Here is a 26,047-nt window from a genome sequence, read left to right on the forward strand (position 1 = left end):
AGAGCTTACAAAAATAAACAGCTATGCCCTTCATTCTATAAATAGATGAAAGCCATCAACAGATCATTTTAAAAAGTATGCCAGCAGAGATTATGCTGCATACCGCCTTAATTAAACCAATGGCGGGTTTTATTTGCAAAGTATACCAAGCTTAGCATTACAGGGACCTCTACCAACACACCCACCACAGTGGCAAGCGCAGCCCCAGAATGTAAACCAAATAATGAAATAGCAACCGCAACAGCTAGCTCAAAAAAGTTTGAAGTGGCAATCATGCATGCAGGCGCCGCTATATTATGTGCAAGCCCCATTTTTTTAGCTGCAATATAAGCAATCGCAAAAATACCGTAAGTTTGAATTAAGAGCGGGATTGCAATAAGAACTATTGCCTCTGGTTTTTCTATTAATGTCTGCGATTGGAAACCAAACAATAGCGCTACTGTCGCGAGTAAGCCAATAATAGAATAAGGTTTCATTACCTTTAAAAAGTTATTTAAACACGTATGGTCATCTTCTTTATCAAGCTTTTTACGGGTAGCAGCACCGGCTACCAGCGGGATAAGTACATACAATACCACCGATAATAACAGTGTATCCCAAGGTACAGTAATATCAGTCACACCAAGTAATAGCCCTGCAATAGGTGCGAAGGCAAAAATCATAATTATGTCATTTATTGATACCTGCACTAAGGTGTAATTAGCATCGCCTTTTGTCAATTGACTCCACACAAACACCATAGCGGTACATGGCGCAACACCCAACAAAATCATACCAGCTATATATTCTGTAGCTGTTTGTGGGTCAACAAAATCGGCAAAAATACCCTTAAAAAATAACCAGCCTAGTAGCGCCATAGTAAAGGGCTTTATAAGCCAATTAATAACGATAGTGAGCACTAACCCTTTTGGTTTTTTACCTACATATTTAATTGATGAAAAATCAATTTGCACCATCATTGGATAAATCATCAACCAAATAAGTACTGCGATTACAATATTTACATGGGCATATTCAAAACCAGCAATTAAGCTAAATGCACTTGGCATTATATAACCAGCTACAATACCAACAGTAATAGCTAAGGCTACCCACACAGAAAGATAACGTTCAAATAATCCCATTGTTCTGTCCTAAATAGAGCTTTGATTAACGCGTTGGCTAAGTTCTTCTGCAGATTCAACACGTTCAGAATAACGATCTACAAAGTAATCTTTTTGATCTCGTAATAACAAAGTAAATTTTATCAACTCCTCCATAACATCAACAATCCGATTATAAAGTGGAGAGGGTTTCATGCGCCCATTTTCTTCAAATTCTAAATGAGCTTGTGGCACTGAGGACTGATTTGGTATTGTTACCATACGCATCCAACGCCCCAATACACGCAGCTGATTCACTACATTAAATGATTGCGAACCACCACAAACTTGTAGCACTGCGAGTGTTTTACCTTGCGTTGGCCTTACACCACCTAAATTAAGTGGTATCCAATCAATTTGGTTTTTGAATATACTCGTCATTGAGCCATGACGTTCTGGAGAGCACCATACTTGCCCTTCTGACCAAAGCATTAAATCTCGTAACTCTTGTACTTTAGGGTGTGATTCATCTTCACTATCGGTTTGAGGTAAACCTTCAGGATTAAAAATTTTAACCTCAGCACCAAAATACGTTAATAAACGTGCACTCTCCTCTATTACCAACTTACTATAAGAACGCGCTCTTAATGATCCATATAACAATAAAATTTTAGGTTTGTGCTCAGAAAAACTAACGTTAAAATTTTTAGTATGTGGAACAACGCTGTGTGTTTTATTTGTATTTGGTAACCCATTAACTTCTGACATTTATAACTCAACCTTTATCAAGTTAATATACGAAAAATCAAATATATGAAATTTCACATACAAACACACGTGAGTCAAATTCTATTTTATAAATTTTTTAAGTTATTAAAAAATTGGCTCAAGCCAATGGAAGGGATTACGGTAGGTATTTGATAAAAATATTAAATTATTTATATAGCGCAACTATTTATTTAAACAGCGAATTATAGTTTCACGTAGTTTTTGCGTTTTAATGGGTTTTGCAACATGGGCATTCATGCCAATGGATAAGTATCGTGTAATATCATCTTTCATAACATTAGCTGTTAAGGCAATTATTGGAATATTTGCGATAGTTTCATCACTATCATTACGAATAATTTGAGTCGCCTCAACACCGTCCATGATAGGCATATGAATATCCATTAAAATTATATCAAACGGCTCTAATTTTACTGTTTGGATGCACTCTAATCCATTATCAACTAAGTAAACTTGAGCGCCGCTATTTTCTAGTATGTTGGTAACTATGAGTCGATTGATTGAATTGTCTTCCACAACTAATACTTTAATACCCGCCAGCGACTGTTCACTCACAGTATTTAATTTAGGCACTTCATTAAAAGAACCGACTACTCTACTTTTCACCTCCTCATACAAGACACTCGAATAAACAGGTTTTTGCAAAATTGTGTTTATATTTATTTTGTTAGCCACATCATTAAGTAAAACCTCATGATCCCTTGTAAGTACAATTATATTATTGCAAAGCTGGGGATTAATATTATAAATACGCGTTAAAAATGTTTCACTACTCATCGCTGGCATTATCCAATCTACAATAATGACTTTAAATTTTTCTTTATTCTGTTCAATAATATCAATAGCTTGCTTAGCAGACGAGCACGCAGTACATACTAAACCCATAGCTGTAAGCTGATTTTCAATTACTTTAAGGTCATCTTCATTATCATCTATAATTAATACATCAAACGGATCAGTAAAGATTAGGTTAGGCGTATCATCAATCAACGCTTGGTTGTTCAATTTAACTTCCACCGAAGCTACAAACTCACTACCCACACCTTGAGTGCTGTGTACCGTTATATCACCACCCATCAATTGGCATAAACGCTTACTAATTGTTAAACCTAACCCTGTACCACCAAACTTCCTAGTTGTAGAACTATCTGCCTGAGTAAATGATTCAAATAAATTGGTAAGATTATCCTCAGCGATGCCAATACCTGAGTCTTTAACTGTAAAATATAAGCAAACACTTTGCGGATCGTCTAATAACTTTCTTGACTCAATTAAAACCGATACAGTGCCGTGAGGGGTGAATTTAATTGCGTTGGAGCATAAATTTAACAGCACCTGATTTATTCGCACTACATCGCCGATTAAGTCCAGTTTAACTGCCTCATCAATGACAATATCAAATGTGACCCCTTTACTTTTGGCCAATTCATTGAAGGTTGCTTTGATGTAATCAACAATCGAATTTACAGAAAAAGGAAATTCTTCAAGATTAATGTTTCCAGACTCAATTTTTGAAAAGTCTAAAATATCGTTAATAACCACAAGAAGTTGATCTGAGGAATATTTAATTTTATTTAAATAATACTCATACTCACCAGGTAAACCTTTTTCGAGCAAAATATTAGTCAAACCAATAATCCCACTCATAGGGGTTCTAATTTCATGACTCATATTTGCTAAAAACTCAGACTTAGCGGATGTCAGATGCTCTGCTTCTTCCTTGGCGTGCAAAAGCTCTTCAGTGCGCTCTTTAACGCGCGACTCTAATCTTTGCTTTTCTTCATCAAGCTCTTTTAAAAGTTGAATACGGCGTTGGTTTAAAAACAAAACAAAAACTAAAAAACTGCTAAGAATAAAAATAATTGCAGTAGCGCTGTAAATTAATATTTTATTTTTCTCAAAGTAAGTTGGCTCGTAATAAGAGATAATTGACTCTTCTGGCAAGCTCTGCGGAGCAATATTAAACTTACTTAATTGTCGCCAATCATATGAGTATGTACTAAGCCCTTCACCACCAATTTCATTTAACGCTTTGTTTTCATTATAAAAAACTATTGAATCGGCAATACGTTTGCCTATTTTTTCACCCGACAGAACATACCCACCAACAACACCCGAGCCTAATAGTACTTCCCAATAGCTAAACACTGGCGCCGGACTTTCTTCAGTTAATCGCTCTACTAGCTGATAAGGGCTAAGTGATTTATTATCGTAACGCCTAAAAATGGGGGTAAATAAAATAATTGAATCTGCTGGGGCATTTCTTACTCTGGTGAGTAATTCTGGTAATGGAAGATCAAACCACTTTTCTACATTTAAATACGAAAAATCACGGTTAATAACCGAAAATAGTCCTCGATGAAAGCTCATACCAATATCGTTTTTTGTATCTAAAATCACGATCAATTTTTTAGGCTTCATTAAATTAACAGCATTTGCTGTTGCTTGCGCATAATCTAATTTAGCTTGGATCACAGCCCCGCTGGTCTTTTTTGGTAGATTAAACTGGGCGCCTGGCTCTAAGTATATTCGTGGAGCATTTATAAAAAAATCATCTAATTGAGATAGTAACGTCGCTGCAGATGGCGACTGAGTAACGATGATATCGATGTGCTTATTTTTATATTTTTGTTTGAGGTAGTCTTTCATTAACTGTTTTTGATTAACTTCATCAAAGCGATTTACATCCATATTTTCGACAAATAGTTCATAACTAAAAGAACGTTTTGTAAGCTCTGTACGCAGTCCAAGCTCAACACTTTTATACCAAGGCATATCTTGATTTGTTGAATTTATAAATAAAATATGAGTAACATTTGAAGGAGGTTGAGCGTGTGAACTAGGGCTCAAGAATTGAAAAACAAGAAATAAAAATAAGATATTAGTTTTCATGTTTCTCATTGTGTAATCAGGGGAAAGTAGTTTAATGGTAAGTGTTAACGATATATATATCAATTAAATACAAGATAAAATTTACTGTAATTTAACATTACCAACAATACTATTTCACTTTACAGCCTAATGAGGTCTTATATTGATAGTTTTTTGATTATCATCACAGCGCAATACGCATAAAAAACCCAGTACGAATACTGGGTTTAGAGTAAAAAGTGTAAAGAATCTAACTATCTTTACACTGATAACTTTATATCATTTAAAACGGGATATCGTCATCAAAATCAATGGTTGGTTCCATTGGGTTTGATGCACCACCTTGCGGAGCACTTTGTGGTTTAGGAGCGAAACCACCTTGCTGCTGCGGTGCACTATTTTGTTGTGGTGCAAAGCCGCCTTGCGGTTGTTGGTATTGATTATTTTGTTGTGGTGCTGGCGCTGACTGAGGTTGCGCTGCAGGTGCTGCTTGCTGTTGTGGAGCATAACCACCTTGTTGCTGGTTATTTTGGCCTTGATTATTTTGGCCGTAACCACCGCTTTGTTGAGCACTTTGCGCTTGATTACCTTGGTAACCACCACCTTGTTGCCCACCTTGTGATTGATTACCTTGGTAACCACCACTTTGTTGATCGCCACCACGTGCGCCCAACATTTGCATTTGACCAGTAAAGCCATCTACGACTATTTCTGTAGTGTACTTTTCTTGGCCTTGTTGATCGGTCCACTTACGTGTTTGAAGTTTACCTTCAACATAAATTTGTGAACCTTTACGACAATATTCACCAACAATTTCAGCTAGCTTGCCAAAAAATACAACACGGTGCCACTCAGTTTTATCAACCATTTGGCCAGTGTTCTTATCTTTATAGCTATCCGAAGTTGCTAGGGTAATATTTGCTACACCGTTGCCGTTAGGCATATAACGAACTTCAGGATCTTGCCCTAAATTACCAACCAAAATTACTTTGTTCACACCGCGTGCCATGGAACCATCTCCTATAAATGTTAGATTAAACCAGCGACTTTACGCGCTTGGTCTAGGTCAAATTCTTTATCATTAATCTTTAAATAGCTGCGACTTTCATCGCGAACTACAGTTGCTTCTATTACACCTGGTAAAGCAACTAACTGAGAAGCAAGTACTTGAGCATGCTCTTCAGAATCTAATTTGGTCATTAAACTAATAACTTTACTCTTGGGTGGGACTTGCATTTTCCACGCAATAATAAGCCATATTAACCCAACAAGTGCCGCTGCCGCAAACACAGCTTGCGTCGTTGTAGTTTGTGCTACATAGCCGCCTAACATACCGCCTAAAAAGGCGCCTAAAAACTGACTAGATGAGTAGCCACCCATTGCTGAACCTTTTTGGCTTGCAGGTGCTATTCGCGATACAAGCGCAGGCATAGTGGCTTCTAAAAAGTTAAACGCCACAAAATAAAGCAGCATACACACAGCAATGCCTACTACACTATTAACCCATACCGACATTGCTAACATACTAATAGTTAACAAGGCTACTGAGCCAATGAATGCTTGTTTTTCTTTCTCTTTTTTAATGGCCACAATCATTATTGGTACCATTAATAAAAATGCTAAAAATAGCACTGGAATATACAAATACCAGTGATGGTCGGCAACCAAGCCATCTTTAATTAATTGACTCGGCAGTACCACAAAAATTGTGGTTAGCGTTAAATGCAATAACAATACACCTGCATTTAATCGTGCTAACTGAGGGTGTTTAATTAATTTTTTAATGTCGCTGAAGCTTGCTAATGTATCGCCTTTGGGCGCTTTATTTGCCGCCTTTGGCACTAGCATGGTCACTATAAATATACCAAAGACAGCTAAAATAGCAGTCAACCAAAATACACCAGCAATACCCCACGAAGCGGCGACAATTGGCCCAAGTAACATAGCAAAAGCAAAGCTCATTCCTATGCTCATACCAATAACGGCCATTACTTTTGGTCGTTGCTCATCGCGGCTTAAATCTGAAGCAAACGCGAGTAGCGCACTGGCTATTGCGCCCATACCTTGTAAAGCACGGCCTACGGTAACCATTTGGATAGAGTCAGCTAATGCAGCAACTATAGAGCCAATAGCAAATACAACTAAGCCACCAACAATAACCTTTTTACGACCAATCTTATCGGATAATCGACCCATAGGTATTTGTAATACAGCTTGCGTTAAACCATACGCACCAATGGCAAAACCAATCCAAATAGGCGAAAAACCTTCAAGCGATTGTCCATAAATAGCCAATACAGGCATCAGCATAAACAAGCCGAGCATTCTAAATGCAAACACACTCGCCAGTGATACAGCGGCGCGTTTTTCTCGTGAATTAAGTGAAGATGCGGTCATTATCTGCGTGATCTTACTCTATGAAAAATTGAGGTTGGGATTCTACCATAAGCTTGGCAATAATTAATCGCCTATAAGTAAGGATTTTTCATTGATCAAGGATTAATATTGCTTCGTATTATGCGATACTGAGTAAATAATTTTGGTAATAAACGAGATAGCATGGAAAACATTGAAGTCCGAGGCGCCCGAACGCACAATTTAAAAGACATCAGCCTAACCATCCCACGTGATAAATTAATAGTTATTACGGGTCTATCTGGTTCGGGGAAGTCATCACTTGCATTTGATACGCTTTATGCAGAAGGACAACGCCGATATGTTGAATCACTCTCTGCGTACGCAAGACAATTTTTATCGCTCATGGAAAAGCCTGATGTGGATCACATCGAAGGCCTCTCTCCTGCCATTTCTATTGAGCAAAAGTCAACGTCTCATAACCCGCGTTCAACCGTAGGTACTATTACCGAAATTTACGATTACTTACGACTTATGTTTGCCCGCGTTGGCGAACCACGATGTCCTACACATGATTTACCACTTGCTGCGCAAACCGTTAGCCAAATGGTAGATACTGTTTTGGCTCTACCTGAGGGCAGTAAATTAATGCTGCTTGCGCCAATAGTAAAAGAGCGTAAAGGTGAGCATGTTAAGTTATTAGAACAGCTATCTAGCCAAGGTTACATTCGCGCCCGTATAGACGGTGAAGTATGTGACTTGTCTGATCCTCCAACGCTTGAGCTTCATAAAAAACATACAATAGAAGTTGTTGTAGACCGCTTTAAAGTAAAAGATGGCTTACAACAACGCTTAGCAGAATCGTTCGAAACTGCACTTGAAATGTCTAATGGTGTTGCACATGTAGCATACATGGACGATAGCAGCGCTGAAGAGATTCTATTTTCAGCAAATTTTGCCTGCCCTACTTGTGGCTATGCAATGACTGAACTTGAGCCGCGTTTGTTTTCGTTTAATAACCCAGCTGGTGCTTGTCAAACCTGTGATGGCTTAGGTATACGTCAATATTTTGATCCTAATCGCGTAGTGCATAACCCAGAGTTAAGCCTTGCTGGCGGTGCAATTAAAGGCTGGGATAAACGCAGCTTTTATTACTATCAAATGCTGCAAGCGGTTGCGGATCATTACAATTTTGATTTAGACGTGCCTTATCAAGATTTAGACAGCGAATCGAAAAAAATTATTTTAGATGGCTCTGGTAGCACTAAAATTGCGTTTAATTACCGTAACGACCGTGGCGATTTAATTACGCGTAACCATGAGTTTGAAGGCGTTTTAAATAACATGAATCGCCGCTACCGCGAGACCGAGTCAAACTCTGTACGCGAAGAACTTGCTAAATACCAAACAAGCCAAGCGTGTCCTAGCTGTCATGGCTCACGCTTACGCGAAGAATCTCGAAATGTATTTATTGGACAAACCAACTTACCTGCAATCACATGCATGAGTATTGGTGAAGCCATGGAATTTTTTGAAGGTTTAGAATTAACCGGACAAAAAGGCCAAATAGCTGAAAAAATATTAAAAGAAATTCGCGACCGCTTATCGTTTTTAATTAACGTTGGCCTAAATTATTTATCACTTGAACGTAGCGCCGATACTTTATCAGGTGGTGAAGCTCAACGTATTCGCTTAGCCAGTCAAATTGGTGCAGGCCTTGTAGGTGTAATGTACGTACTAGATGAGCCATCTATTGGATTACATCAACGCGATAACGACCGTTTATTACAAACATTGGTCCATTTGCGCGACTTAGGTAACACCGTTATTGTGGTAGAGCACGATGAAGATGCTATTCGAGCCGCTGATCATATTATTGATATTGGTCCAGGTGCGGGTGTTCATGGTGGGCATATTATTGCACAAGGTACGCGCGACGATATTTTAGCAAGCAAAGAATCTGTTACGGGCCAATTTTTATCAGGCGTACGTAAAATAGAAATACCAAAAGAGCGTCACCCAACGAACGACAAATGGCTAGAGCTATTTGGCGCAACGGGTAATAACCTTAAAAATGTGGATTTAAAAATCCCATTTGGTTTAATGACCTGTGTGACAGGTGTATCGGGCTCAGGTAAATCAACGCTAATAAACGATACTTTATTTAAACTTGCTCATACAGAGCTAAATGGCGCAACCACTGCCGAAGCGGCACCGTATAAATCAATTAGCGGTTTAGATCATTTTGATAAAGTGATCGATATTGATCAAAGCCCAATTGGTCGTACTCCTCGTTCAAATCCGGCAACCTACACAGGGATATTTACCGGCATTCGTGAGTTATTTGCAGGTACACAAGAAGCGCGCTCACGTGGCTACAAAGTAGGTCGCTTTAGCTTTAACGTTAAAGGCGGACGCTGTGAAGCGTGCCAAGGTGACGGCTTAATTAAAGTTGAAATGCACTTTTTACCTGATGTGTATGTACCGTGTGATGTATGTAAGAGTAAACGCTATAACCGCGAAACGCTCGAAGTACAATACAAAGGTAAAAACATACACCAAGTGCTTGAAATGACTGTTGAAGACGCGCATGAGTATTTTGACAAAATACCGGCTATTGCCCGTAAGCTTAAAACCCTAATGGACGTTGGTTTATCGTATGTCCGCTTAGGTCAAGCCGCTACCACGCTTTCAGGTGGTGAGGCGCAACGTGTAAAACTAGCACGCGAGCTATCAAAGCGTGATACTGGTAAAACACTCTACATATTAGATGAGCCAACAACAGGCTTACACTTTGCTGATATTGAACAGCTGCTTGTTGTACTTCATCGCTTGCGCGACCACGGAAATACAATTGTTGTTATTGAGCACAACCTCGATGTTATTAAAACAGCAGATTGGGTGATAGATTTAGGACCTGAAGGCGGAGCTGGCGGTGGTGAAATACTCATTGCTGGTACGCCAGAAGAAGTGGCCGAATGTGAGCGTTCGCACACAGGTCATTACCTAAAGCCATTGCTTTAATACCAATAAAAAACACCAAGTAGTTTAACTACTTGGTGTTTTTTATATTTAGCTCCCGACTGTTAGTCCTTGATAAACTTTTTATTCATCCCAACTAATTTGTATAATTTGCATATCTTTGTATTTAGCACCCGTGAATAAAATTTCGTTATCTGAACTCACTTCAAAGCCAATAGGTCGAAAGTCCACGTGAATATCTTGTATAGTTTGATCGTGTAAATTTAGTCTAGCGACTCTAGAAATAGAATCTGAATAATAGAAATAGTCTTTGCTAACTCCATACGCAACTGACTTTTTGGCGTTTTTAGGTAATTCCCAGCTTTGCCTATCTGAAAGGCGAATTAACTGATTATCATTGGTTACGTACCCGTTACCTTTACTATCTGAAATGAGTTTATTAGCTTTTATACCTTCTATTACACGTGTATCACGTGTTACTAAATTAAATTCTGCCAATATATTTTTTGAACCAAGTCGCTTAACATAAATAATGCTGTCGCTATTTTTTGACCAAATATAGCTTACTATTTTATGCTTATTAAATTCTTCAAATGGATAAAATTTTTGAGCGTTTACGTCATAAAGTGAAAAACCTTTATTTTTCATGAATATCATGCGTTGCTTATTAGGAGAGGCTCTTAGTCCTCCTAATAAAAAAGTTGATGAGCCATCATCGTAATTAAAAAAGCTAAGTTGCTTTGTAAGACCATTTTGAGAGAGCCACAATTGACTGCTGCCAGAACGCTCGGATACAAAAACATGTGCTGTCCCTTCCTTATTAATTATTTCAGCAATGTTGTACTCGTCTTTATCACTTTTATAAAGTGCTTCATACTCAGGATTATCACCAAAAGGGTCTGTAGCTTTAATAAGCGAGTATGCCTGTGTCATATTTTCCGAGTAAAATAGGCTGTTAGCAGATTGAACTGCAATATAATAAGGTGAGATTGCTGGGGTAACCGTTAGTGTGCGTTTAATAATATTATTTTCATCAAACACAATGGTTGAAAGGTCAGAGTCTTCAAAAACAATCACGCCTTTATCGTCTGCAAGCCAGTCAAACGCGAAGCTAATTATGCTTTTCTTTGCTTTAAATAACCGCTTGGTTTCATGGGTCTCAAAGTTGTAGCTAAATACAGAAAAAGGCTTACCCTTTTGACTAAGTACATATGCTATTTTACTACCAGAATGAGATAAACGAGGCATGATTACGCCATACATGACGCCTGGTGGTGGGATCACTATGAATTCTTTTTTAAGTTCTAAATCATATTTATATAAACCTGAACCCTCATGCTCATTTTTATATTCGGTGTAATAAATATGCTCACCACTTTCGTCTACTTGCGCATAACCTGTGTATCTAAGGTCGCACTTTTTAATTAAAGTAGCCTCTCCTATAACAGGAAACTGGCTTAAATCAACGAGAACCATTTCACACTTTTGCTGCTTTAAGTTGGTCGCTTGTAACAACACAGAGTGCTGATTTAACTGCCACGATAAAATAGATACTTGAAAGCCAGGATAGGTAATTTCAACTTCCCTTTGATCAGATAGTCGCTTTACAAATGCATGCATTATGTCATTTTCAGGTTCAACATTTGTATAAGCTAAATATTGTTTATCTGAGGACATCTCAGGGTGAACCTCACTGCCTATATTCCACGTGCTTGCTACCTTATTAACCGTGATCGGTTTAATCTTTTCGCTAGAAGGTGCATTAATAAAAAACAACCCAAACCATACTAAAGAGCACAGGCAAATAATGACGAGTAAAGAATAAATCAAAAACTTTTTACTGTTCTTTTTTTGAACTGGTTGAGAAGTAGTTGCAGTAGCTATCTCTTCATTTTTGGCAGAAATACCTGGTGAGTCAGGCAAAATGTTTGCAGGCTCATTAGAAACGTTTGCTTGCGTTAAACGCTCAGGTATTACTGTTAGGCTATATCCTTTACGGTAATGCGTTTTTAAAAGCGGCGCTTTTTCAATTGGATGGGCAAGCTGCTTTCTTAACTCTGAGATTGCACGGTTAATCGCATTATCATCAACAAAGCTCTGTTGCCATACACTCTCAATAAGCTCTTGGCGGGAAACAATTTGTTGAGGCTTGTCTATAAAGTGAAGTAATAGCTTTACTAAGAGTGGATCTAATTCCCTTTCTAAATGGTTTGAAGTAATCACACAGCGATTACTAATAAATTGCCAAGGTCCGATTTGATAATTCATAGTCTTTACGTATTTTTATTTTTATAAACCGTATCATATCTACACTTTATTTTATAGAAAAAGCATTTTAAACCTTATATTAGCATTATAAGGTTTAAGGCTAACCCTCTAAATTAAAACAATTATTTAATTTAAAAACCTTATCTATTAATTGCTCATAACTAGATAAGCGACTCTCAATAAATTCAGCGATATTCTTTAAACCGTCATCAACAAGCAGCTTAGTAAAAAATCATTTGTGATTCTAAATTGGCTGCAATTAAAAATATAAAAGGTTTAATTATGAATAGCACAATGAAAAAAGTACTACCGGCTTTACTACTAGCAACTGCTTTTAATACAACTTCAGTTATTGCAGCTGACGCTAAACAACACACCGTTCAAAGTAATTTTAATCAATGCATAATTGGTGAAAGCGTAGAAGCGATTAACCCAGTTAATAAAAAGCAGCAAGAAACAAACAACATAGACGCCACTGAGTCTTTAAAAAGTAATGTTGATACACAAACGTTACTTTCTTCGATAGATGAAAAAATATCAGCTGAGCTTGACTCTTCAATGAGCAAAATAAACTCGCAAATTGATAAAAACCTTTCAAAGGTAACATCCTCAATCACTGCATATTTCAGCACTGTGTTATCGAACTAAAAACAATAAAATTAAAAGTTACATAAAGGAATTATCATGAAAAAATTCACAAAAAAATTAGTATCTGCCAGCGTATTACTTAGCTGTAGTCTTTTAGCAAATACAGCACAGGCCCAAAGCTCTGTATGGCAAGTAAGCAATGGTAATGACTCGCTATTTATTGGCGGTACAGTTCACATACTACCTAAAGCTGAAATGCCACTACCCGCTGAGTTCAACCATGCTTATGAACAAGCAGATACAATTATTTTAGAAGCACCGATAACTGACCCAGCCGACACCAATGCACAAATGCAAATGTTAGGCGCATTATCGTATACAAATAACGAAACGTTAAGTCAAAAACTTGAACCCGAGATTAAGGCATCACTTGAAAATAAGCTTAGCGAGTTTGGCGCTAACCTCGCTAAGTTAGATGGTTTTCGCCCTGCTATGGTTAGTATTGTCTTAATGTCGATGGAGCTTCAAAAGCAAAATTTAATGGGTGAAGGGGTTGATGCTTACTTTACTAAAAAAGCGACTGAAGATAACAAAACAAAAAATTACTTAGAAACAATCGAATTTCAGTTAGAGCTTTTTAAAACAATGGGTCAAGGCAACGAAAACGATTTCATTAAACGTAACTTAGCCGAGCTTCACAACTATGGCGATATGTTTAAAGGACTTTTAACTGCCTGGCGCAAAGGTGATACAGACACCCTAAATAAAGTAGCACTTGAAGATATGCAGAAAAATGATCCGAATAGCTATAAACAACTCATTACAGATAGAAATAATGATTGGTTACCAAAAGTAGAAGCCATGTTTAATAACGATAAAAATGAGTTTGTACTTGTTGGAGTTGCCCATCTTGCAGGACAAGATAGTTTACTTACCTTGCTTGAAAACAAGGGTTATAAAGTTTCTCTAGTTGATATTGATAGCACGGCAGATATAACTGTAAGAGGGGCTGAATAATGGATAAAACAGACAAACTAGCTATATCGCTACTGTTTCTATTTGGGTCTATCATGTTGATATGTGCTATATAAAAAATGCCGCTAACAAGCGGCATTTTTTTATTTTAATAAACTTACCCGCGAGGAATAAAACCAAGCGCATCGTATACCGATTTCAATGTTTTCTCAGCACGTACACTTGCTTTTTCAGCACCTGACTTCATTATGCCATCAAGTAGGTTTTGATCTTCTCTGATCTCTTTAAAGCGTGCTTGAATAGGCTCAATCATATTTACAACTGCATCTGCTGTATCTTTCTTTAAATGGCCATACATTTTATCTTCATATTCAGGAACTAGGTCTTCAATTGAGCGCTTAGTTGCAACACTCAATAAAGTAAGCAAGTTTGATACGCCAGGCTTTTCTGTGCGATCAAAATAAATACGTGCTTGTTCATCTGAATCAGTTACTGCTTTTTTAAGCTTTTTCACAATTTGTTTAGGCTCATCTAATAACATGATGTAACCATTTGGGTTTTCGTCAGACTTAGACATTTTTTTAAGTGGGTCTTGCAAGCTCATTACGCGTGCACCAAACTCAGGGATGTACGGCTCTGGTAATTTAAATACGTCGCCATATAAATTATTAAAGCGTGTGGCTATATCGCGAGTCAGCTCTAAGTGTTGCTTTTGATCATCCCCTACTGGTACTTGATCAGCTTGGTATAATAAAATATCCGCAGCTTGCAACACTGGATATGAAAATAAGCCCACGTTTACGTTATTTGCGTGCTTAGATGACTTGTCTTTAAACTGAGTCATTCGATTAAGCTCACCCATTTGCGCGTAACAATTTAGTACCCACGCTAATTGTGCATGCTCAGGTACTTGCGATTGTACAAATAACGCAGATTTTTCAGGATCAATGCCACATGCCGCGTAAAGAGCAATACCATCTAACACTCGAGAGCGCAGTAATTCAGGCTCTTGGCGAACCGTAATAGCGTGTAAGTCTACTAACATAAAGAAACTTTCGTGGTCTTCCTGTAACTTTAGCCACTGGTTAATAGCGCCAACATAGTTGCCTATTGTCATACCACCGGTTGGCTGAATGCCGCTTAAAACTACTGGTTTACTCATGATTTTCCTTTATTTTGCTTAATGAATAATATTTAACGCTGCGTTAGAACAGGTATTATATCTAAGAAGTTATCGCATAGGTACTGCGGATTATAATCCTCAAGACTTTCACCTTGGTTATAGCCATAACTAAGTGCAATTACGTCTATATTAGCGGCTTTAGCTGCAAGTATATCGCTTTTAGAATCACCTATCATTATTGCTTTATTAGGCTGCGCATTTAGTTTTTTGCAGGCAAATAGCAATGGTTCTGGCGATGGTTTTTTTGCCATGTCGTCACCGCATACAACCACATCAAAATGACTCGTTAGTGCCAATTTTTCGAGTAGTTTCTCTGTAAAAATTCGAGACTTATTAGTGATTAATGCTTTAGGCATACCGCGAAGTGCTGCAAGCCCTGTTTCTACATGTTGGTACAAAACACTATACTCACCAACTTGCTGTTCATAATACTTATAGAACTGTAATATTACTTTGCCACTAAGTGACTCATCTAAATTTTCACTCACTTGCATATCGCCACTTAAAGCGCGTTTTACAAGGACTTCAACACCATTACCAACCCAACTTTCAACCAAGCGTTGACTAACAATAGGAAAAGCAAAATCGCTCAAGGTTAAATTAATAGCGATATACAAGTCGTAAACGCTATCAACCAAAGTACCATCTAAATCAAATAAGGCGACATCGTACTTCATTACTTAACACTTCCAAGCTGCTCACGCATTTGATCAATCACTACTTTGTAATCAGGTTGATTAAAAATAGCTGAGCCTGCAACAAACATATCAGCACCCGCTCGAGCCGCTGCTGCAATATTATCGACTTTAATACCACCATCAACCTCTAAGCGAATATCTCGGCCTGATTCAATAATACGCTGTTTTGCTTGGCGTAATTTTTCAAGCGTATGAGGGATAAAGCTTTGCCCGCCAAACCCAGGATTTACCGACATTAGTAAAATAGTATCTAGCTTATCAATAACATGGTCTAAATAACTTAGGCTTGTTGCTGGGTTAAACACTAAGCCTGCTTTACAACCGTGATCTTTAATTAACTGTATTGTACGATCGACGTGCTCGCTGGCTTCTGGATGAAAAGTAATAATAGAAGCACCAGCCTCAGCAAATAAAGGTATTATGCTATCTACAGGCTTAACCATTAAATGTACGTCGATAGGTGCTGTAATACCGTAATCTCTTAGTGCTTTACACACCATAGGACCAATTGTGAGATTAGGTACATAGTGATTATCCATTACATCAAAGTGAACCACGTCAGCACCCGCTTCGAGAACTTTATCAACATCTTCGCCTAGCTTTGCAAAATCAGCAGACAAAATAGAAGGGGCTATTAAATATTTTTGCTCTGGGTTAAACATGATTAACTCCATCAATAAATAGTGTATTGCGTTAATGTAACTTAATTGAAGATGTTACCCAAGTAATATGGCGTAATAGCCCCCATTTTAGGTAACTTTAAGTTTGATATTTAACCAATATTTGCTATGATTAAAAAAGTAACAAATTATTGGATTTCATCATGCGTGCTTTTAAAATTGGGATATTAATTGCGTCGGCATTACTGCTTATCGGGGCGTTTAGCTTTGGTTCAAGCTCTGAGCAAGAATTAAGCTCAGTGAGTAATTGTCATAATACACAACTGGTAAGTACTCAAAACACTTTAACTGCGTGTATTAAAGCTGAAGAAGAGTCATCATGGTTTTCGTGGTTAACAGGCGATAGCCGTAGTGCTCAGTTTCATTACCTTGATTTACTGGAACTACTTACTAGTTCTGAAGATTCTAAAAACGCTCCTTCTTTAAAACCTTTATTTTAAATAATGCTACAATTTTTTAGCGCGTTGCAAAGTGTGCTAGCTGCATTTTTTGGTGTTCAATCTGAAAATAAACGCCAAGTCGATTTTCAACAACACTCCCCTTTATCCATCATTTTAATTGCGATTGTACTATTTGTTGCTTTTGTTATCGCAATTTACGCAGTGGTTGCTTGGGTGCTAAATACATAGCCATCAACTCGTCAACTTTATTTCTAGAGCCGCCTTTGGGGCTAATAGTGCGCTTTACTTGAATTTGTTCAAGCGATGCTTGGCTATAAATTTTACGCGTCCACACGGTATCGTGGTTTGAAATAAGCACAGGTGTGTTATTTTCAAATGCGGCTTGTTCTGCCAAATTAGCTAAGTTAGCCTGATCATCTAAATTAAAACCCCCTTTAGCGTATGACGTAAAAGAAGCGGTTTTACTTAATGGCACATAAGGTGGGTCGCAATAAATAACAGCATTGTTAGGCACTAACTTAAAAACGTCATCGTAATCTAAACAAGTGAACGTTGCTTTTTGTGCTTTTTCAGCAAAAAAATACATTTCTTTTTCAGGAAAGTAAGGCTTTTTATACTTACCAAAAGGCACATTAAAAATGCCTTTTAAATTATACCTACACAGTCCGTTGTAACCATGGCGGTTCATGTATAAAAACAAGATTGAACGTTCGTATACATCACGACTTTGATTAAACTGCACACGATATTCGTAATACGCATCTGCGTGATTATTCAAATCAACAAACAGCTTTTTAGCGTCACTAATAAGCTCATCTGGAGAGCTTTTAAGCTCTTTATATAAGTTAATTAAGTCTGCATTGATATCGTTAAGGATATAGTGCTTAAAGTCACTATTTAAAAACACAGAGCCTGCACCAACAAAAGGTTCAACCAAAGTATCAGCATGCTTGCTAGCTTGGTTTAATCGCGCATTAATGTTTTCAACTAGGCTGTATTTTCCGCCGGCCCATTTAAGGAAGGCTCTACTTTTTTGCTGCATTGGCTCTTTACTTCAATCTGGTGTTGCGCGATTTTACACTAAAGCAGTGTGTTTTACTGATCAACGACTGCTATTTCTTGCTTTATTTTACTAATTTTTTTATAGAAAGGTTTATTTTTTCTAACCCCTGGGGGTAAAGTATCCATTGCTGATTTTGCCTCGTTTATACTCTCAAAGCTGCCAAATGTAACAACCCACCATATTTGGTTATTTCGCTTCGTTTGGTAAGTGTGTGCTTGCTGCTGTAGATTGAATTGAGCAATGAAATTATCGCGAACTTCCTGCTGAGTTACCGCTAATAATTGAATAACACTATTTGTATCTGCTTGCTGCATATACCAAATATTATCTTGGCTGATCTGAGTTTGCTCTGCTGTATTTACTTTCTCTACTTTTAGAGCTTTAGATACAACGTCACCTGCTTCACTGCTTTTGTTTTTAACGCTATTATCAATAGCATTGTCTAATACCTTAACGGTATTTGCAGGTTCGGTAAGACTTTGCATGATAGCAGGCACATCATTAATGTGTACGCTCTCAGGCTCAATATCTGGCTCAACTACTTCAGGGTCATTTAAGGTAACTACTGAGTCATTTTGCTTTATAACCGGCTCACTTAATTCCTCTACAGATATTGCTGTATTTAGGACTTGTGTTTCTTCCTGCTGATAATATTGTTGCCACCACTGCGTCATATCAGACTTATAAAGCAGACCAATAATTAAAAGCATAATTAACAACATCAAAATCAATAAGTGCAATCGCCAAGATACTTTATCTTTAGCGATAATATCGGCTATGTGCTCACTAGGTTGCCAAGCAAGCAATAAACTGGGGTTACCATGAGCCTCGGCTAAAAAAGTACTAAAAACAGGGTCTTCATCATAAGGTAAATCAGTAAAGTACCACTGCAATAACATCTTGCTTTCTCGAAGCGTTAGTGGCTCCAAGTAAATTTCGACAGCGTCATTTAAAGCAAGTTTAGACTGTGATGCAATTATGATATACAACGTATTAGGGCTATTTTTAGAAAGCAGCTCAAGCTCAATTAGTATCTCTTCAGATAGTTGCCTACCGCCATCAAGCACCCATAAACAAGGTCCGCACTGCTGTTGCTCAAGCAGCTGGTAATAGTTTTCAGGTAAACTTAAATTATGATCAACCAAAGGGGAATTAAAGCTTTGCTCTAATAAATCGCTCATTAGCTGAGCGTCAGTCATTTGTGCACTTACTTGCACAAACGCTTTATTAAAGTCATTGTATTTATCTGTAATGAAGGTTTCGAGCATATAACTTTTACCTAGCCCCGATGTGCCAAGTAAAACTATTAAATTTTGTCCGTACTCAAATTGCAGTGCGATTCTATCCACCAAAGCCGCACGGCTTGGTAAAATTTGTGACTGCATTTACTGCTCGATTAAGTCTCTAACTTGGTCATCAGAGACATCATCAACTAATGCACACTGGCCAAATTGGGTAGGTAGAATAAAGCGTATAGTGCCTCTTTTATTCTTTTTGTCTTTACGCATATGCGTTAGGAACTGCTCGCTAGTCATTTTCTTTGGAATTTCTGTTGGTAAATTATATAGCTCAAGCAGCTTAATAATTCGATCAACTTCACTTGCGCTTAAATCTTGGCGTGTCTTAGCAAGTTTAGCTGCTAATACCATGCCTGTTGCAACAGCTTCGCCATGTAACCAAACGCCGTAGCCCATTTCTGCCTCAATTGCATGGGCAAATGTATGACCTAAGTTTAATAAAGCACGTAAACCATGCTCTTTTTCATCTTGCGCAACTATAAGTGCTTTTATTTCACAACATCTAAAAATAATGTGCTGTAAGCACGTTTCATCTAGTTGCTGCAAATTAGCTACGTTTCGCTCTAAGTATGCAAATAATTCGGTATCGTAAATCAGACCATACTTAATTACTTCAGCCATACCTGCTGCAAACTCTCTTGCTGGTAGGGTGTGTAATGTTTGTGTATCAATAAAAACCGCTTGAGGCTGATAAAATGCCCCTATCATATTTTTACCTAAAGGATGATTTACTGCCGTTTTACCACCTACCGATGAGTCAACCTGTGAAAGCACTGTCGTTGGTATTTGAATAAACGGTACGCCGCGCTGATAACACGCTGCTACAAAACCAGTTAGATCACCTATAACACCGCCACCTAACGCAATTAAACACGTATCTCGGCCACAGTTATTTTTTAGTAAAAATGCTGATATTTTTTCAAACCATTCAAGTGATTTATATTGTTCACCGTCAGGAATAATAAAAGATAGCGGATTTTGATCTGCTAATGAGTCAAGTAACGCTTGTAAATATAAAGGCGCTATTGTGTCATTAGTAATGATGATAGGCCGACAATCACCAATGTGGTGAACCAGGCGGCCATTATCTTGAAGTGCAGATTGCCCAATATAAATAGGATAACTTCGCTCGTCCAAATTAACTGTTAATTTAAGCATGCTTAGTTATTTCCTTATTATTGGTTTTTAAAAATCTAATTTCTCGATGATTTGGTTAGCAACAACTTTAGCGCTTTGCTCATCGGTACGTACAACAAAATCGGCAACTTCTTTGTATAGGGGCTCGCGTTCTTCTGCTAAGCGCTCTAGTACGTTACGAGGTGCTTCTTCAGTTTGCAGTAATGGGCGACGCTTGTCGCGTTGCGTGCGTGCAACTTGCTTTTCTATAGGTGTCTCTAGGTATACAACGATACCTCGAGCCGAAAGCTTGTTTCGAACTTCTTTGCTCATTACTGAACCACCACCGGTAGCAAGTACAATACCTTGCATCTCGGTTAAATCGCCAATAACAGACTCTTCTCGAAGTCTAAAGCCTTCTTCACCTTCAAGATCGAATACCCATGCAATATCTGCACCTGTGCGGCGTTCGATTTCTTGATCAGAATCAACAAATTCAAGGTGTAATTGGTCAGCGATGTGACGACCAATCGTGCTTTTGCCAGCCCCCATGGGGCCAACTAGAAATATATTACGTTTCTCAGCCATATCTTTTAGTACAAACAAACTCTAAAATTTGAAATAAAACCCCGCCTAACGACCTGGCCCCAAAATTAAGGAGGGGATTATCTCAGTAATTGCAGGGGTATTTCAAGTCAATTAGAATAAAAAGCCATATAACGAGCAATTAATCTAAATAATCACCCGTTGGTTAACATAAAACCACTGTATTTTAATCAATTTGTATTTTCGGTGTCACGAAAATAAGTAATTCACGCTTTTCATTAAACTCACTTGTGGTTTTAAATAGTCTTCCTACGTAAGGAATGTCACCTAAAATTGGCACTTTACTCGTAGTATTAATGATTTGCTGTTGGAAAATACCACCGAGTACTACGGTTTGGCCATTCTCGACTAACACTTGTGTTTGAATTTCTTGAGTATCAATAGACACAGCTTCACCAGTACCTGTTTGTACGGTATCACCACGTGTATCTTGAGTAATAATTAAATCTAGAATTACTTTATTATCAGGTGTGATATGAGGTGTAACTTCTAAGCTCAGTACCGCTTTTTTAAAGCTTACGGTAGTAGCACCGCTTGAAGCTGACTCAGTATAAGGAATTTCAGTACCTTGCTCTATTCGGGCTTTTTGCTGATTAGCCGCTATGATACGTGGACTAGCAATAATCTCGCCTTTATTCTCTTCCTCAAGCGCACTTAGTTCTAAATCAATCAGCGTACCGTTAGCCAGTTTTGCTATGTGTAAGCCAATGCTAGCCGCAGGGTTAGTGATAGGTAAATTTACATTTAATCGGTCTGAAATACTTGGTGCATTTGAAGTAGATGTCGCATTATAAATACCTTCTGCGCCTTCAAGAGAGCCTGAAATACCAACACTACTGCCTTGGTCACTAAAGCCCCAACGTACGCCTAAGTCTTCGGTAACGTTATCGCGTACCGTTACCATTCGAGATTCTATTACAACCTGCTGCACTGGAATATCAAGCGTTTCAATCATGCGGCGGATATTTTCTATACTCTTAACAGTATCTTTTACTAACAATGTATTTGTACGTTGATCAACAGATACACTACCACGGGCAGTTATAATACTGTTTGTATCTGTTTTTAATAAGTCAGCAAAATTTTCGGCTTTAGCATAGTTTAATCGGATGTATTCACTATATAGAGGCTCTAAGTCTTCAACTTGCTGTTTAGCTTTTAAATCTTTGGCTTCACGCGCTGCAAGTTCTTCTGCAGGCGCTACCATTAATATAGAGCCATCCATGCGCTTATCTAGCCCTTTAATACGTAGTACTACGTCAAGCGCTTGATCCCACGGTACACCATCTAGGCGCAGCGTTATATTGCCCGTTACTGAATCACTGGTTACTAAGTTAAAGTCGTTGTAACCCGCGATAATTTGCAGTGCTGCGCGCACAGAGATATCTTGAAAATTTAAGGTCATAGGGCGACCTTGATACTCAACCCCACCATCTAAGTACGCATTTTGCGTTTCATCTTTTTCTACTGTCAACGTTAAAATATTATCTATTTGCTGATACGTAAACGTGAACTGAGCATTAGGTTCGATAACAACACGACTTAAACCATCTTCTTTAAAAGTCTCGATATTACTGACAACAGTTCCAAAATCTAATACATCTAATTCATAAAGTAGATCGTCTAAAATATCGGTGTGATGAAAGTCAGCGTAAATTTTCCCGCCACTTTCATGGACTTCAATTGCAGCTTGAGTGTCTTGTAAAAATACAAGTACTTTTGCTTCACCCTTCTCACCACGTCTAAAATCAATTGACTGGATACGGTTAATGTAATTTCCACTTACATCACCTGAATCCATCACTACATCTTCATTTTCAGATTCTGTAAGAGGGTTATCAGAGACACGTATCGATACTAAATTGTTATGAACTTCAGTCTCATAAATTTTTAATCTATCTAAGTTTACCGTTACCTTTAAACCACTGTTAGTTAAAACATTAGTAACACTGCTAATACCAGCTTGATTAACTTCAACATCATTTAAACCAACCTCTAACTCTGCAGTATCAAAAAACATTTCGATTCGGGCTGGGCTATTAAACACTTGAACTTTTGGTTCAAAGGTTAACTCTTCATCAAAAACAAGCTGTAATTCAGTTTCGCCTTTAAGTAATGGATTATAACGAACATCATAAAGCAATGGCCCAGCTATGGCTGAGTTTACAGTGACTAAAGCAACAGCAGCCAGTAATGTCCGTGAAATACGATGAAGCCAAAGTACATCCTTATGCATCCTATTTTTACCTTTTTTATTATTAATTTGCGCCATCTGTTGCCGCCTCTAACATTTCTAATTTCGTCAGGCGCTCTTTCCAACAGCCAGACCCATCAGGGATTAATTCCACTAATTCTATATAGTCGTTGCTTACTCTTTTTACTTTGCCATCATAACTTCCAAGATAATTCCCTACCGTTACGCGGTGCAAAGTGTCATCTGTTGCTGTAATTAATGCCCATATTTGTCCACTAGAGCCAATTGTGCCTTTCATTGCTAAATTATCTAGCGGGTATTTCTCTAACGGTTCGCGGCGGCGCTCTTGATCTGGGTGCAAACAGTTTTTTACTTGCGTTAGTTTATTTTGAATAATCTCAGGCTGAGGCGCTACAAACGGACTGCGTAGCTGACCAGCACTGTACTCAAATATTTCAAACTTTGTCAGTTCAGGGATCGACTCAACCCTTGGAGTTGTGCTTGCTTTTACCTGATCAATAAATTCTTTTTGCTCAGAAGTGTCATCATTACAACCCGCTAAAACAAATGCTATAGCTAAAGGTACTACGCGAAGGAGTTTCATTTTTTAACCCCTTCTTCATAACGATATGTTTTTGCAACAACACTGAATGTTAACTGTTTATCGCCCGATGATAAAATAGAAAAGTCATGTAAGCTTACAATCCGGGGTAACTGGGCCACTTTACCTACAAACTCACCAAACTCATGGTAGCTACCTATTACTTCGATTTTAATCGGCAGCTCGGTATAAAATTCTTTCTCAACTTCTGGCAGCCAACCTATTTTTAAAAAAGTCAGACCACTCGTTGTCCCAACATATGATAAATCATCAAGTAAACCAGGAGTTTCGTTCGAAGTGGGTAGACGCTTTAATAGCTGTGAAAACTTATCTTCCATTTCAATCATTTGTTGACGATATATTTCAAGCTTGCTCGCTACTGCATACTTAGTTCGATAAGTTGTTCGTAGTTCAACTTCTTTTGCCACGGCACTATGGTAGCTGTCAATTTCATCAGAAACTAATAGGCTATAACTAAAAAACAATACAAGGCCCGCAACAAATGTGCAGCAAATTGCTTTAACAGCAATTGGCCAATCACCAATGTTATCAAGCTCTATTTCATTCCAATCAATTTCACTCAGTGCTTTAAAATCAAGGTTCATCGCTAACCTCACCAATTTTATCAAATGGTTTTACATAAAATTCCATATTAAAATCACTAAGTAAACGCGAAGATTGATCGCCTGCAACAATGCCCTGCATTGAAGGGTTCTCTAGTAAATATGAGCTCTGTACTTGGCGGAGCATTGTTGATAGGCGGTTATTAGATTCACTACGTCCTAAAACATGTATTTGGCTGCCTTTACGCTCCAGTTTTGTTAAATAAACACCACCTGGCACTATTTTGGCAACTTCATCCATTATTTGCGTACCCAAATTACGGCTGCTTTGCAATTCTTCAATGAGCCTCATACGCTGTTGTAAATTTTCCTTTCTTTTATCTAAGCTTCGTATTTCACTTATTTTTTTATCTAGCATGCTAATTTCTGAGCTTAAATAATTATTCTTTAAGTTTTGACCGTCTTTTAAAGCACTATAAAAAGAGCTTAATAAATACATACTTGCAAAACAAAGTATAACGACACCAACAAGTATAGTTACAAATTTCTTTTTCGATTCTTCGCGTTGTGATTCACGCCAAGGCAGTAGATTTATATGTGGCATGTTGAAAAACTCCTTAATGCCAACCCTGTTGCAATTGCAAACTGCGTTTTGTGACGCTGCATTATATTACGATCTACCTTTGGGGAAATTTCCATATTTACAAAAGGCTCTGCAACAACGGAGTGGATACCGAGTTCTTCAATAAGCAATCGGTCGATACCTTTTATCATCGATGTACCGCCCGTTAATACAATATAATCTATTTGCTCTTTACCACTGGTTGTTAAAAACATTTGCACAGCTCTGCGAACTTGTTGAAGTAACGAAGTTTGAAAAGGGGCTAATACTTCAAAGGTATAGTTTGGCGGTAAATCACCAGATGTTTTGCCTATTTCGGCTTCATCAAAGCCTTTATTATAATAAGCAACAATACTATTTGTATATTGATCGCCACCAAAAACTTGGTCACGGGTATAAATGGTTTCCCCAGCTTGCACAACACTCACAAGCATTAAAACTGCGCCAATATCGACCACAGCCACACACTTATTAAATGCATCGCTAGGTAATTGTTGGTAGTAAACATCCATAGCACGGCTCAATGCGTAGCTTTCTACATCTACTATTTTGGCTTCTAAATTTGCGGCTTCTAAAGCGCCCACCCGTGCTTCAACACTCTCAGTACGAGCAGCCGAAAGCAATACATTCATTTTACTAGGATCGGCCTCATTCGTCGAAAGCTTCTCAAAATCGAGGCTCACTTCATCAAGCGGGTAAGGGATTAAACTATCAGCTTCAATTTCAATTTGCGATTCAAGTTCAGCATCTGTTAACGATACATCCATGAAGATCACTTTTGTAATAACTGTTTGGCCAGAAACAGCCACTGCAGCAGATTTTAACGACTTCGGTAATTTTTTTCTTAATTTTGTAATAACGTTACCAATCGCTTCAATATCTTGGATTGTGCGCTCACTCATCGCACCTTTTGGCATCGGCTCAATTGCAAGTGCTTCTAGTCGAAATCCAGTTTCAATTTCACGTAAAAGCACCGCTTTGATAGAGTGCGATCCAATATCAATTCCTACCATCATCGGGGACGGTTTTTGAAATAGTTGACTTAGCATGTTTCAACTTGGCCTTTGTTTTAATAATAAACAAGTTATAATTTTTATCTGAAAAAATATTAT

The 26,047-nt window shown here is 38.0% G+C and carries 23 protein-coding genes; 5 read left to right on the forward strand and 18 right to left on the reverse strand.

Annotated features, from left to right (window positions below):
- Positions 1–107 precede the first annotated feature (107 nt).
- The 5 genes from arsB to QT16_RS03620 form a co-directional block, all read right to left on the reverse strand.
- Positions 108–1,124: an ACR3 family arsenite efflux transporter gene (gene arsB / locus QT16_RS03600; RefSeq protein ID WP_039485799.1), complete on the reverse strand. Its 1,017-nt coding sequence runs from the start codon at positions 1,122–1,124 to the stop codon at positions 108–110.
- 9 nt (positions 1,125–1,133) lie between these two features.
- Entirely contained in the window at positions 1,134–1,850 is a 717-nt protein-coding gene (arsH, locus tag QT16_RS03605; protein WP_039485802.1) for an arsenical resistance protein ArsH, read from the reverse strand.
- Between the two features lie 183 nt (positions 1,851–2,033).
- A complete protein-coding gene (locus tag QT16_RS20860) occupies positions 2,034–4,763 on the reverse strand; it encodes a response regulator (RefSeq protein WP_039485807.1) in 2,730 nt (909 codons plus the stop codon).
- A gap of 262 nt (positions 4,764–5,025) precedes the next feature.
- Positions 5,026–5,751, reverse strand: coding sequence for a single-stranded DNA-binding protein (ssb, locus tag QT16_RS03615; RefSeq protein WP_039485810.1), 726 nt, complete (start codon positions 5,749–5,751; stop codon positions 5,026–5,028).
- A 20-nt stretch (positions 5,752–5,771) separates the two neighbouring features.
- Positions 5,772–7,139 carry an MFS transporter gene (locus QT16_RS03620; protein WP_039485813.1) on the reverse strand — a complete coding sequence of 456 codons (1,368 nt, stop codon included), beginning with the start codon at positions 7,137–7,139 and terminating at the stop codon, positions 5,772–5,774.
- A 162-nt stretch (positions 7,140–7,301) separates the two neighbouring features.
- Here QT16_RS03620 and uvrA point away from each other — a divergent pair, with 162 nt between their 5' ends.
- Positions 7,302–10,121: an excinuclease ABC subunit UvrA gene (gene uvrA, locus QT16_RS03625; protein ID WP_039485816.1), complete on the forward strand. Its 2,820-nt coding sequence runs from the start codon at positions 7,302–7,304 to the stop codon at positions 10,119–10,121.
- An 81-nt stretch (positions 10,122–10,202) separates the two neighbouring features.
- On the opposite strand, the gene QT16_RS03630 is transcribed toward uvrA, so the two are convergent.
- Positions 10,203–12,347: a transcriptional regulator gene (locus QT16_RS03630; protein WP_039485820.1), complete on the reverse strand. Its 2,145-nt coding sequence runs from the start codon at positions 12,345–12,347 to the stop codon at positions 10,203–10,205.
- A 282-nt stretch (positions 12,348–12,629) separates the two neighbouring features.
- Between QT16_RS03630 and QT16_RS03635 the strand changes: the two genes are divergently transcribed.
- Complete coding sequence (locus QT16_RS03635) at positions 12,630–12,995, forward strand: hypothetical protein (protein WP_039486083.1); 366 nt, start codon at positions 12,630–12,632, stop codon at positions 12,993–12,995.
- Positions 12,996–13,031: 36 nt separating this feature from the next.
- Positions 13,032–13,952, forward strand: coding sequence for a TraB/GumN family protein (locus QT16_RS03640; protein ID WP_039485824.1), 921 nt, complete (start codon positions 13,032–13,034; stop codon positions 13,950–13,952).
- 115 nt (positions 13,953–14,067) lie between these two features.
- Here the strand turns inward: QT16_RS03640 and trpS are convergent, their stop codons facing one another.
- The 3 genes from trpS to rpe are packed head-to-tail and all read right to left on the reverse strand — an operon-like array spanning position 14,068 to position 16,453.
- Entirely contained in the window at positions 14,068–15,072 is a 1,005-nt protein-coding gene (gene trpS / locus QT16_RS03645; RefSeq protein ID WP_002958388.1) for a tryptophan--tRNA ligase, read from the reverse strand.
- A gap of 32 nt (positions 15,073–15,104) precedes the next feature.
- On the reverse strand, positions 15,105–15,770 hold the full coding sequence (locus QT16_RS03650; protein WP_039485827.1) for a phosphoglycolate phosphatase: 666 nt from the start codon (positions 15,768–15,770) through the stop codon (positions 15,105–15,107).
- Positions 15,770–16,453, reverse strand: a complete 684-nt coding sequence (gene rpe, locus QT16_RS03655; protein WP_002958386.1) for a ribulose-phosphate 3-epimerase — start codon at positions 16,451–16,453, stop codon at positions 15,770–15,772. Before rpe ends, QT16_RS03650 begins: the two co-directional genes overlap by 1 nt.
- 161 nt (positions 16,454–16,614) lie before the next feature.
- Between rpe and QT16_RS03660 the strand changes: the two genes are divergently transcribed.
- Together QT16_RS03660 and QT16_RS20530 are read left to right on the forward strand one after the other, a co-directional pair.
- Entirely contained in the window at positions 16,615–16,911 is a 297-nt protein-coding gene (locus QT16_RS03660; RefSeq protein WP_039485830.1) for a hypothetical protein, read from the forward strand.
- Between the two features lie 3 nt (positions 16,912–16,914).
- On the forward strand, positions 16,915–17,100 hold the full coding sequence (locus QT16_RS20530; RefSeq protein ID WP_082007345.1) for a DUF2970 domain-containing protein: 186 nt from the start codon (positions 16,915–16,917) through the stop codon (positions 17,098–17,100).
- Here the strand turns inward: QT16_RS20530 and QT16_RS03665 are convergent.
- The 9 genes from QT16_RS03665 to QT16_RS03705 all read right to left on the reverse strand — a co-directional run bounded on the left by QT16_RS03665 (position 17,057) and on the right by QT16_RS03705 (position 25,984).
- Positions 17,057–17,914: a Dam family site-specific DNA-(adenine-N6)-methyltransferase gene (locus QT16_RS03665; RefSeq protein ID WP_002958383.1), complete on the reverse strand. Its 858-nt coding sequence runs from the start codon at positions 17,912–17,914 to the stop codon at positions 17,057–17,059. The two genes, QT16_RS20530 and QT16_RS03665, sit on opposite strands and share 44 nt — an antisense overlap.
- 53 nt (positions 17,915–17,967) lie before the next feature.
- Positions 17,968–19,320, reverse strand: a complete 1,353-nt coding sequence (locus tag QT16_RS03670) for an SPOR domain-containing protein (RefSeq protein ID WP_039485834.1) — start codon at positions 19,318–19,320, stop codon at positions 17,968–17,970.
- Complete coding sequence (gene aroB / locus QT16_RS03675; RefSeq protein ID WP_039485837.1) at positions 19,321–20,391, reverse strand: 3-dehydroquinate synthase; 1,071 nt, start codon at positions 20,389–20,391, stop codon at positions 19,321–19,323.
- 27 nt (positions 20,392–20,418) lie between these two features.
- The gene (aroK, locus tag QT16_RS03680; RefSeq protein ID WP_004589350.1) at positions 20,419–20,937 is read right to left on the reverse strand and encodes a shikimate kinase AroK; all 519 of its coding nucleotides are present in this window, start codon (positions 20,935–20,937) and stop codon (positions 20,419–20,421) included.
- Positions 20,938–21,121: 184 nt separating this feature from the next.
- A complete protein-coding gene (locus QT16_RS03685; protein ID WP_039485840.1) occupies positions 21,122–23,227 on the reverse strand; it encodes a type IV pilus secretin PilQ in 2,106 nt (701 codons plus the stop codon).
- Positions 23,214–23,753: a pilus assembly protein PilP gene (locus QT16_RS03690; protein ID WP_039485843.1), complete on the reverse strand. Its 540-nt coding sequence runs from the start codon at positions 23,751–23,753 to the stop codon at positions 23,214–23,216. Before QT16_RS03690 ends, QT16_RS03685 begins: the two co-directional genes overlap by 14 nt.
- Complete coding sequence (locus QT16_RS03695; RefSeq protein WP_024596028.1) at positions 23,750–24,355, reverse strand: type IV pilus inner membrane component PilO; 606 nt, start codon at positions 24,353–24,355, stop codon at positions 23,750–23,752. The genes QT16_RS03690 and QT16_RS03695 overlap by 4 nt, the downstream gene beginning before the upstream one ends.
- Positions 24,345–24,917 carry a PilN domain-containing protein gene (locus tag QT16_RS03700; RefSeq protein WP_002958376.1) on the reverse strand — a complete coding sequence of 191 codons (573 nt, stop codon included), beginning with the start codon at positions 24,915–24,917 and terminating at the stop codon, positions 24,345–24,347. The genes QT16_RS03695 and QT16_RS03700 overlap by 11 nt, the downstream gene beginning before the upstream one ends.
- The gene (locus tag QT16_RS03705; protein WP_024596029.1) at positions 24,905–25,984 is read right to left on the reverse strand and encodes a pilus assembly protein PilM; all 1,080 of its coding nucleotides are present in this window, start codon (positions 25,982–25,984) and stop codon (positions 24,905–24,907) included. Before QT16_RS03705 ends, QT16_RS03700 begins: the two co-directional genes overlap by 13 nt.
- Positions 25,985–26,047: the final 63 nt, after the last annotated feature.

The sequence above is a fragment of the Pseudoalteromonas distincta genome (assembly GCF_000814675.1).
Classification (GTDB): Bacteria; Pseudomonadota; Gammaproteobacteria; order Enterobacterales; family Alteromonadaceae; genus Pseudoalteromonas; species Pseudoalteromonas distincta.

Coding starts and splice junctions, on each gene's coding strand:
- arsB (WP_039485799.1), bottom strand. CDS start 1,124: ATGGGATTATTTGAACGTTATCTTTCTGTGTGGGTAGCCTTAGCTATT.
- arsH (WP_039485802.1), bottom strand. CDS start 1,850: ATGTCAGAAGTTAATGGGTTACCAAATACAAATAAAACACACAGCGTT.
- QT16_RS20860 (WP_039485807.1), bottom strand. CDS start 4,763: ATGAAAACTAATATCTTATTTTTATTTCTTGTTTTTCAATTCTTGAGC.
- ssb (WP_039485810.1), bottom strand. CDS start 5,751: ATGGCACGCGGTGTGAACAAAGTAATTTTGGTTGGTAATTTAGGGCAA.
- QT16_RS03620 (WP_039485813.1), bottom strand. CDS start 7,139: ATGACCGCATCTTCACTTAATTCACGAGAAAAACGCGCCGCTGTATCA.
- uvrA (WP_039485816.1), top strand. CDS start 7,302: ATGGAAAACATTGAAGTCCGAGGCGCCCGAACGCACAATTTAAAAGAC.
- QT16_RS03630 (WP_039485820.1), bottom strand. CDS start 12,347: ATGAATTATCAAATCGGACCTTGGCAATTTATTAGTAATCGCTGTGTG.
- QT16_RS03635 (WP_039486083.1), top strand. CDS start 12,630: ATGAATAGCACAATGAAAAAAGTACTACCGGCTTTACTACTAGCAACT.
- QT16_RS03640 (WP_039485824.1), top strand. CDS start 13,032: ATGAAAAAATTCACAAAAAAATTAGTATCTGCCAGCGTATTACTTAGC.
- trpS (WP_002958388.1), bottom strand. CDS start 15,072: ATGAGTAAACCAGTAGTTTTAAGCGGCATTCAGCCAACCGGTGGTATG.
- QT16_RS03650 (WP_039485827.1), bottom strand. CDS start 15,770: ATGAAGTACGATGTCGCCTTATTTGATTTAGATGGTACTTTGGTTGAT.
- rpe (WP_002958386.1), bottom strand. CDS start 16,453: ATGTTTAACCCAGAGCAAAAATATTTAATAGCCCCTTCTATTTTGTCT.
- QT16_RS03660 (WP_039485830.1), top strand. CDS start 16,615: ATGCGTGCTTTTAAAATTGGGATATTAATTGCGTCGGCATTACTGCTT.
- QT16_RS20530 (WP_082007345.1), top strand. CDS start 16,915: ATGCTACAATTTTTTAGCGCGTTGCAAAGTGTGCTAGCTGCATTTTTT.
- QT16_RS03665 (WP_002958383.1), bottom strand. CDS start 17,914: ATGCAGCAAAAAAGTAGAGCCTTCCTTAAATGGGCCGGCGGAAAATAC.
- QT16_RS03670 (WP_039485834.1), bottom strand. CDS start 19,320: ATGCAGTCACAAATTTTACCAAGCCGTGCGGCTTTGGTGGATAGAATC.
- aroB (WP_039485837.1), bottom strand. CDS start 20,391: ATGCTTAAATTAACAGTTAATTTGGACGAGCGAAGTTATCCTATTTAT.
- aroK (WP_004589350.1), bottom strand. CDS start 20,937: ATGGCTGAGAAACGTAATATATTTCTAGTTGGCCCCATGGGGGCTGGC.
- QT16_RS03685 (WP_039485840.1), bottom strand. CDS start 23,227: ATGGCGCAAATTAATAATAAAAAAGGTAAAAATAGGATGCATAAGGAT.
- QT16_RS03690 (WP_039485843.1), bottom strand. CDS start 23,753: ATGAAACTCCTTCGCGTAGTACCTTTAGCTATAGCATTTGTTTTAGCG.
- QT16_RS03695 (WP_024596028.1), bottom strand. CDS start 24,355: ATGAACCTTGATTTTAAAGCACTGAGTGAAATTGATTGGAATGAAATA.
- QT16_RS03700 (WP_002958376.1), bottom strand. CDS start 24,917: ATGCCACATATAAATCTACTGCCTTGGCGTGAATCACAACGCGAAGAA.
- QT16_RS03705 (WP_024596029.1), bottom strand. CDS start 25,984: ATGCTAAGTCAACTATTTCAAAAACCGTCCCCGATGATGGTAGGAATT.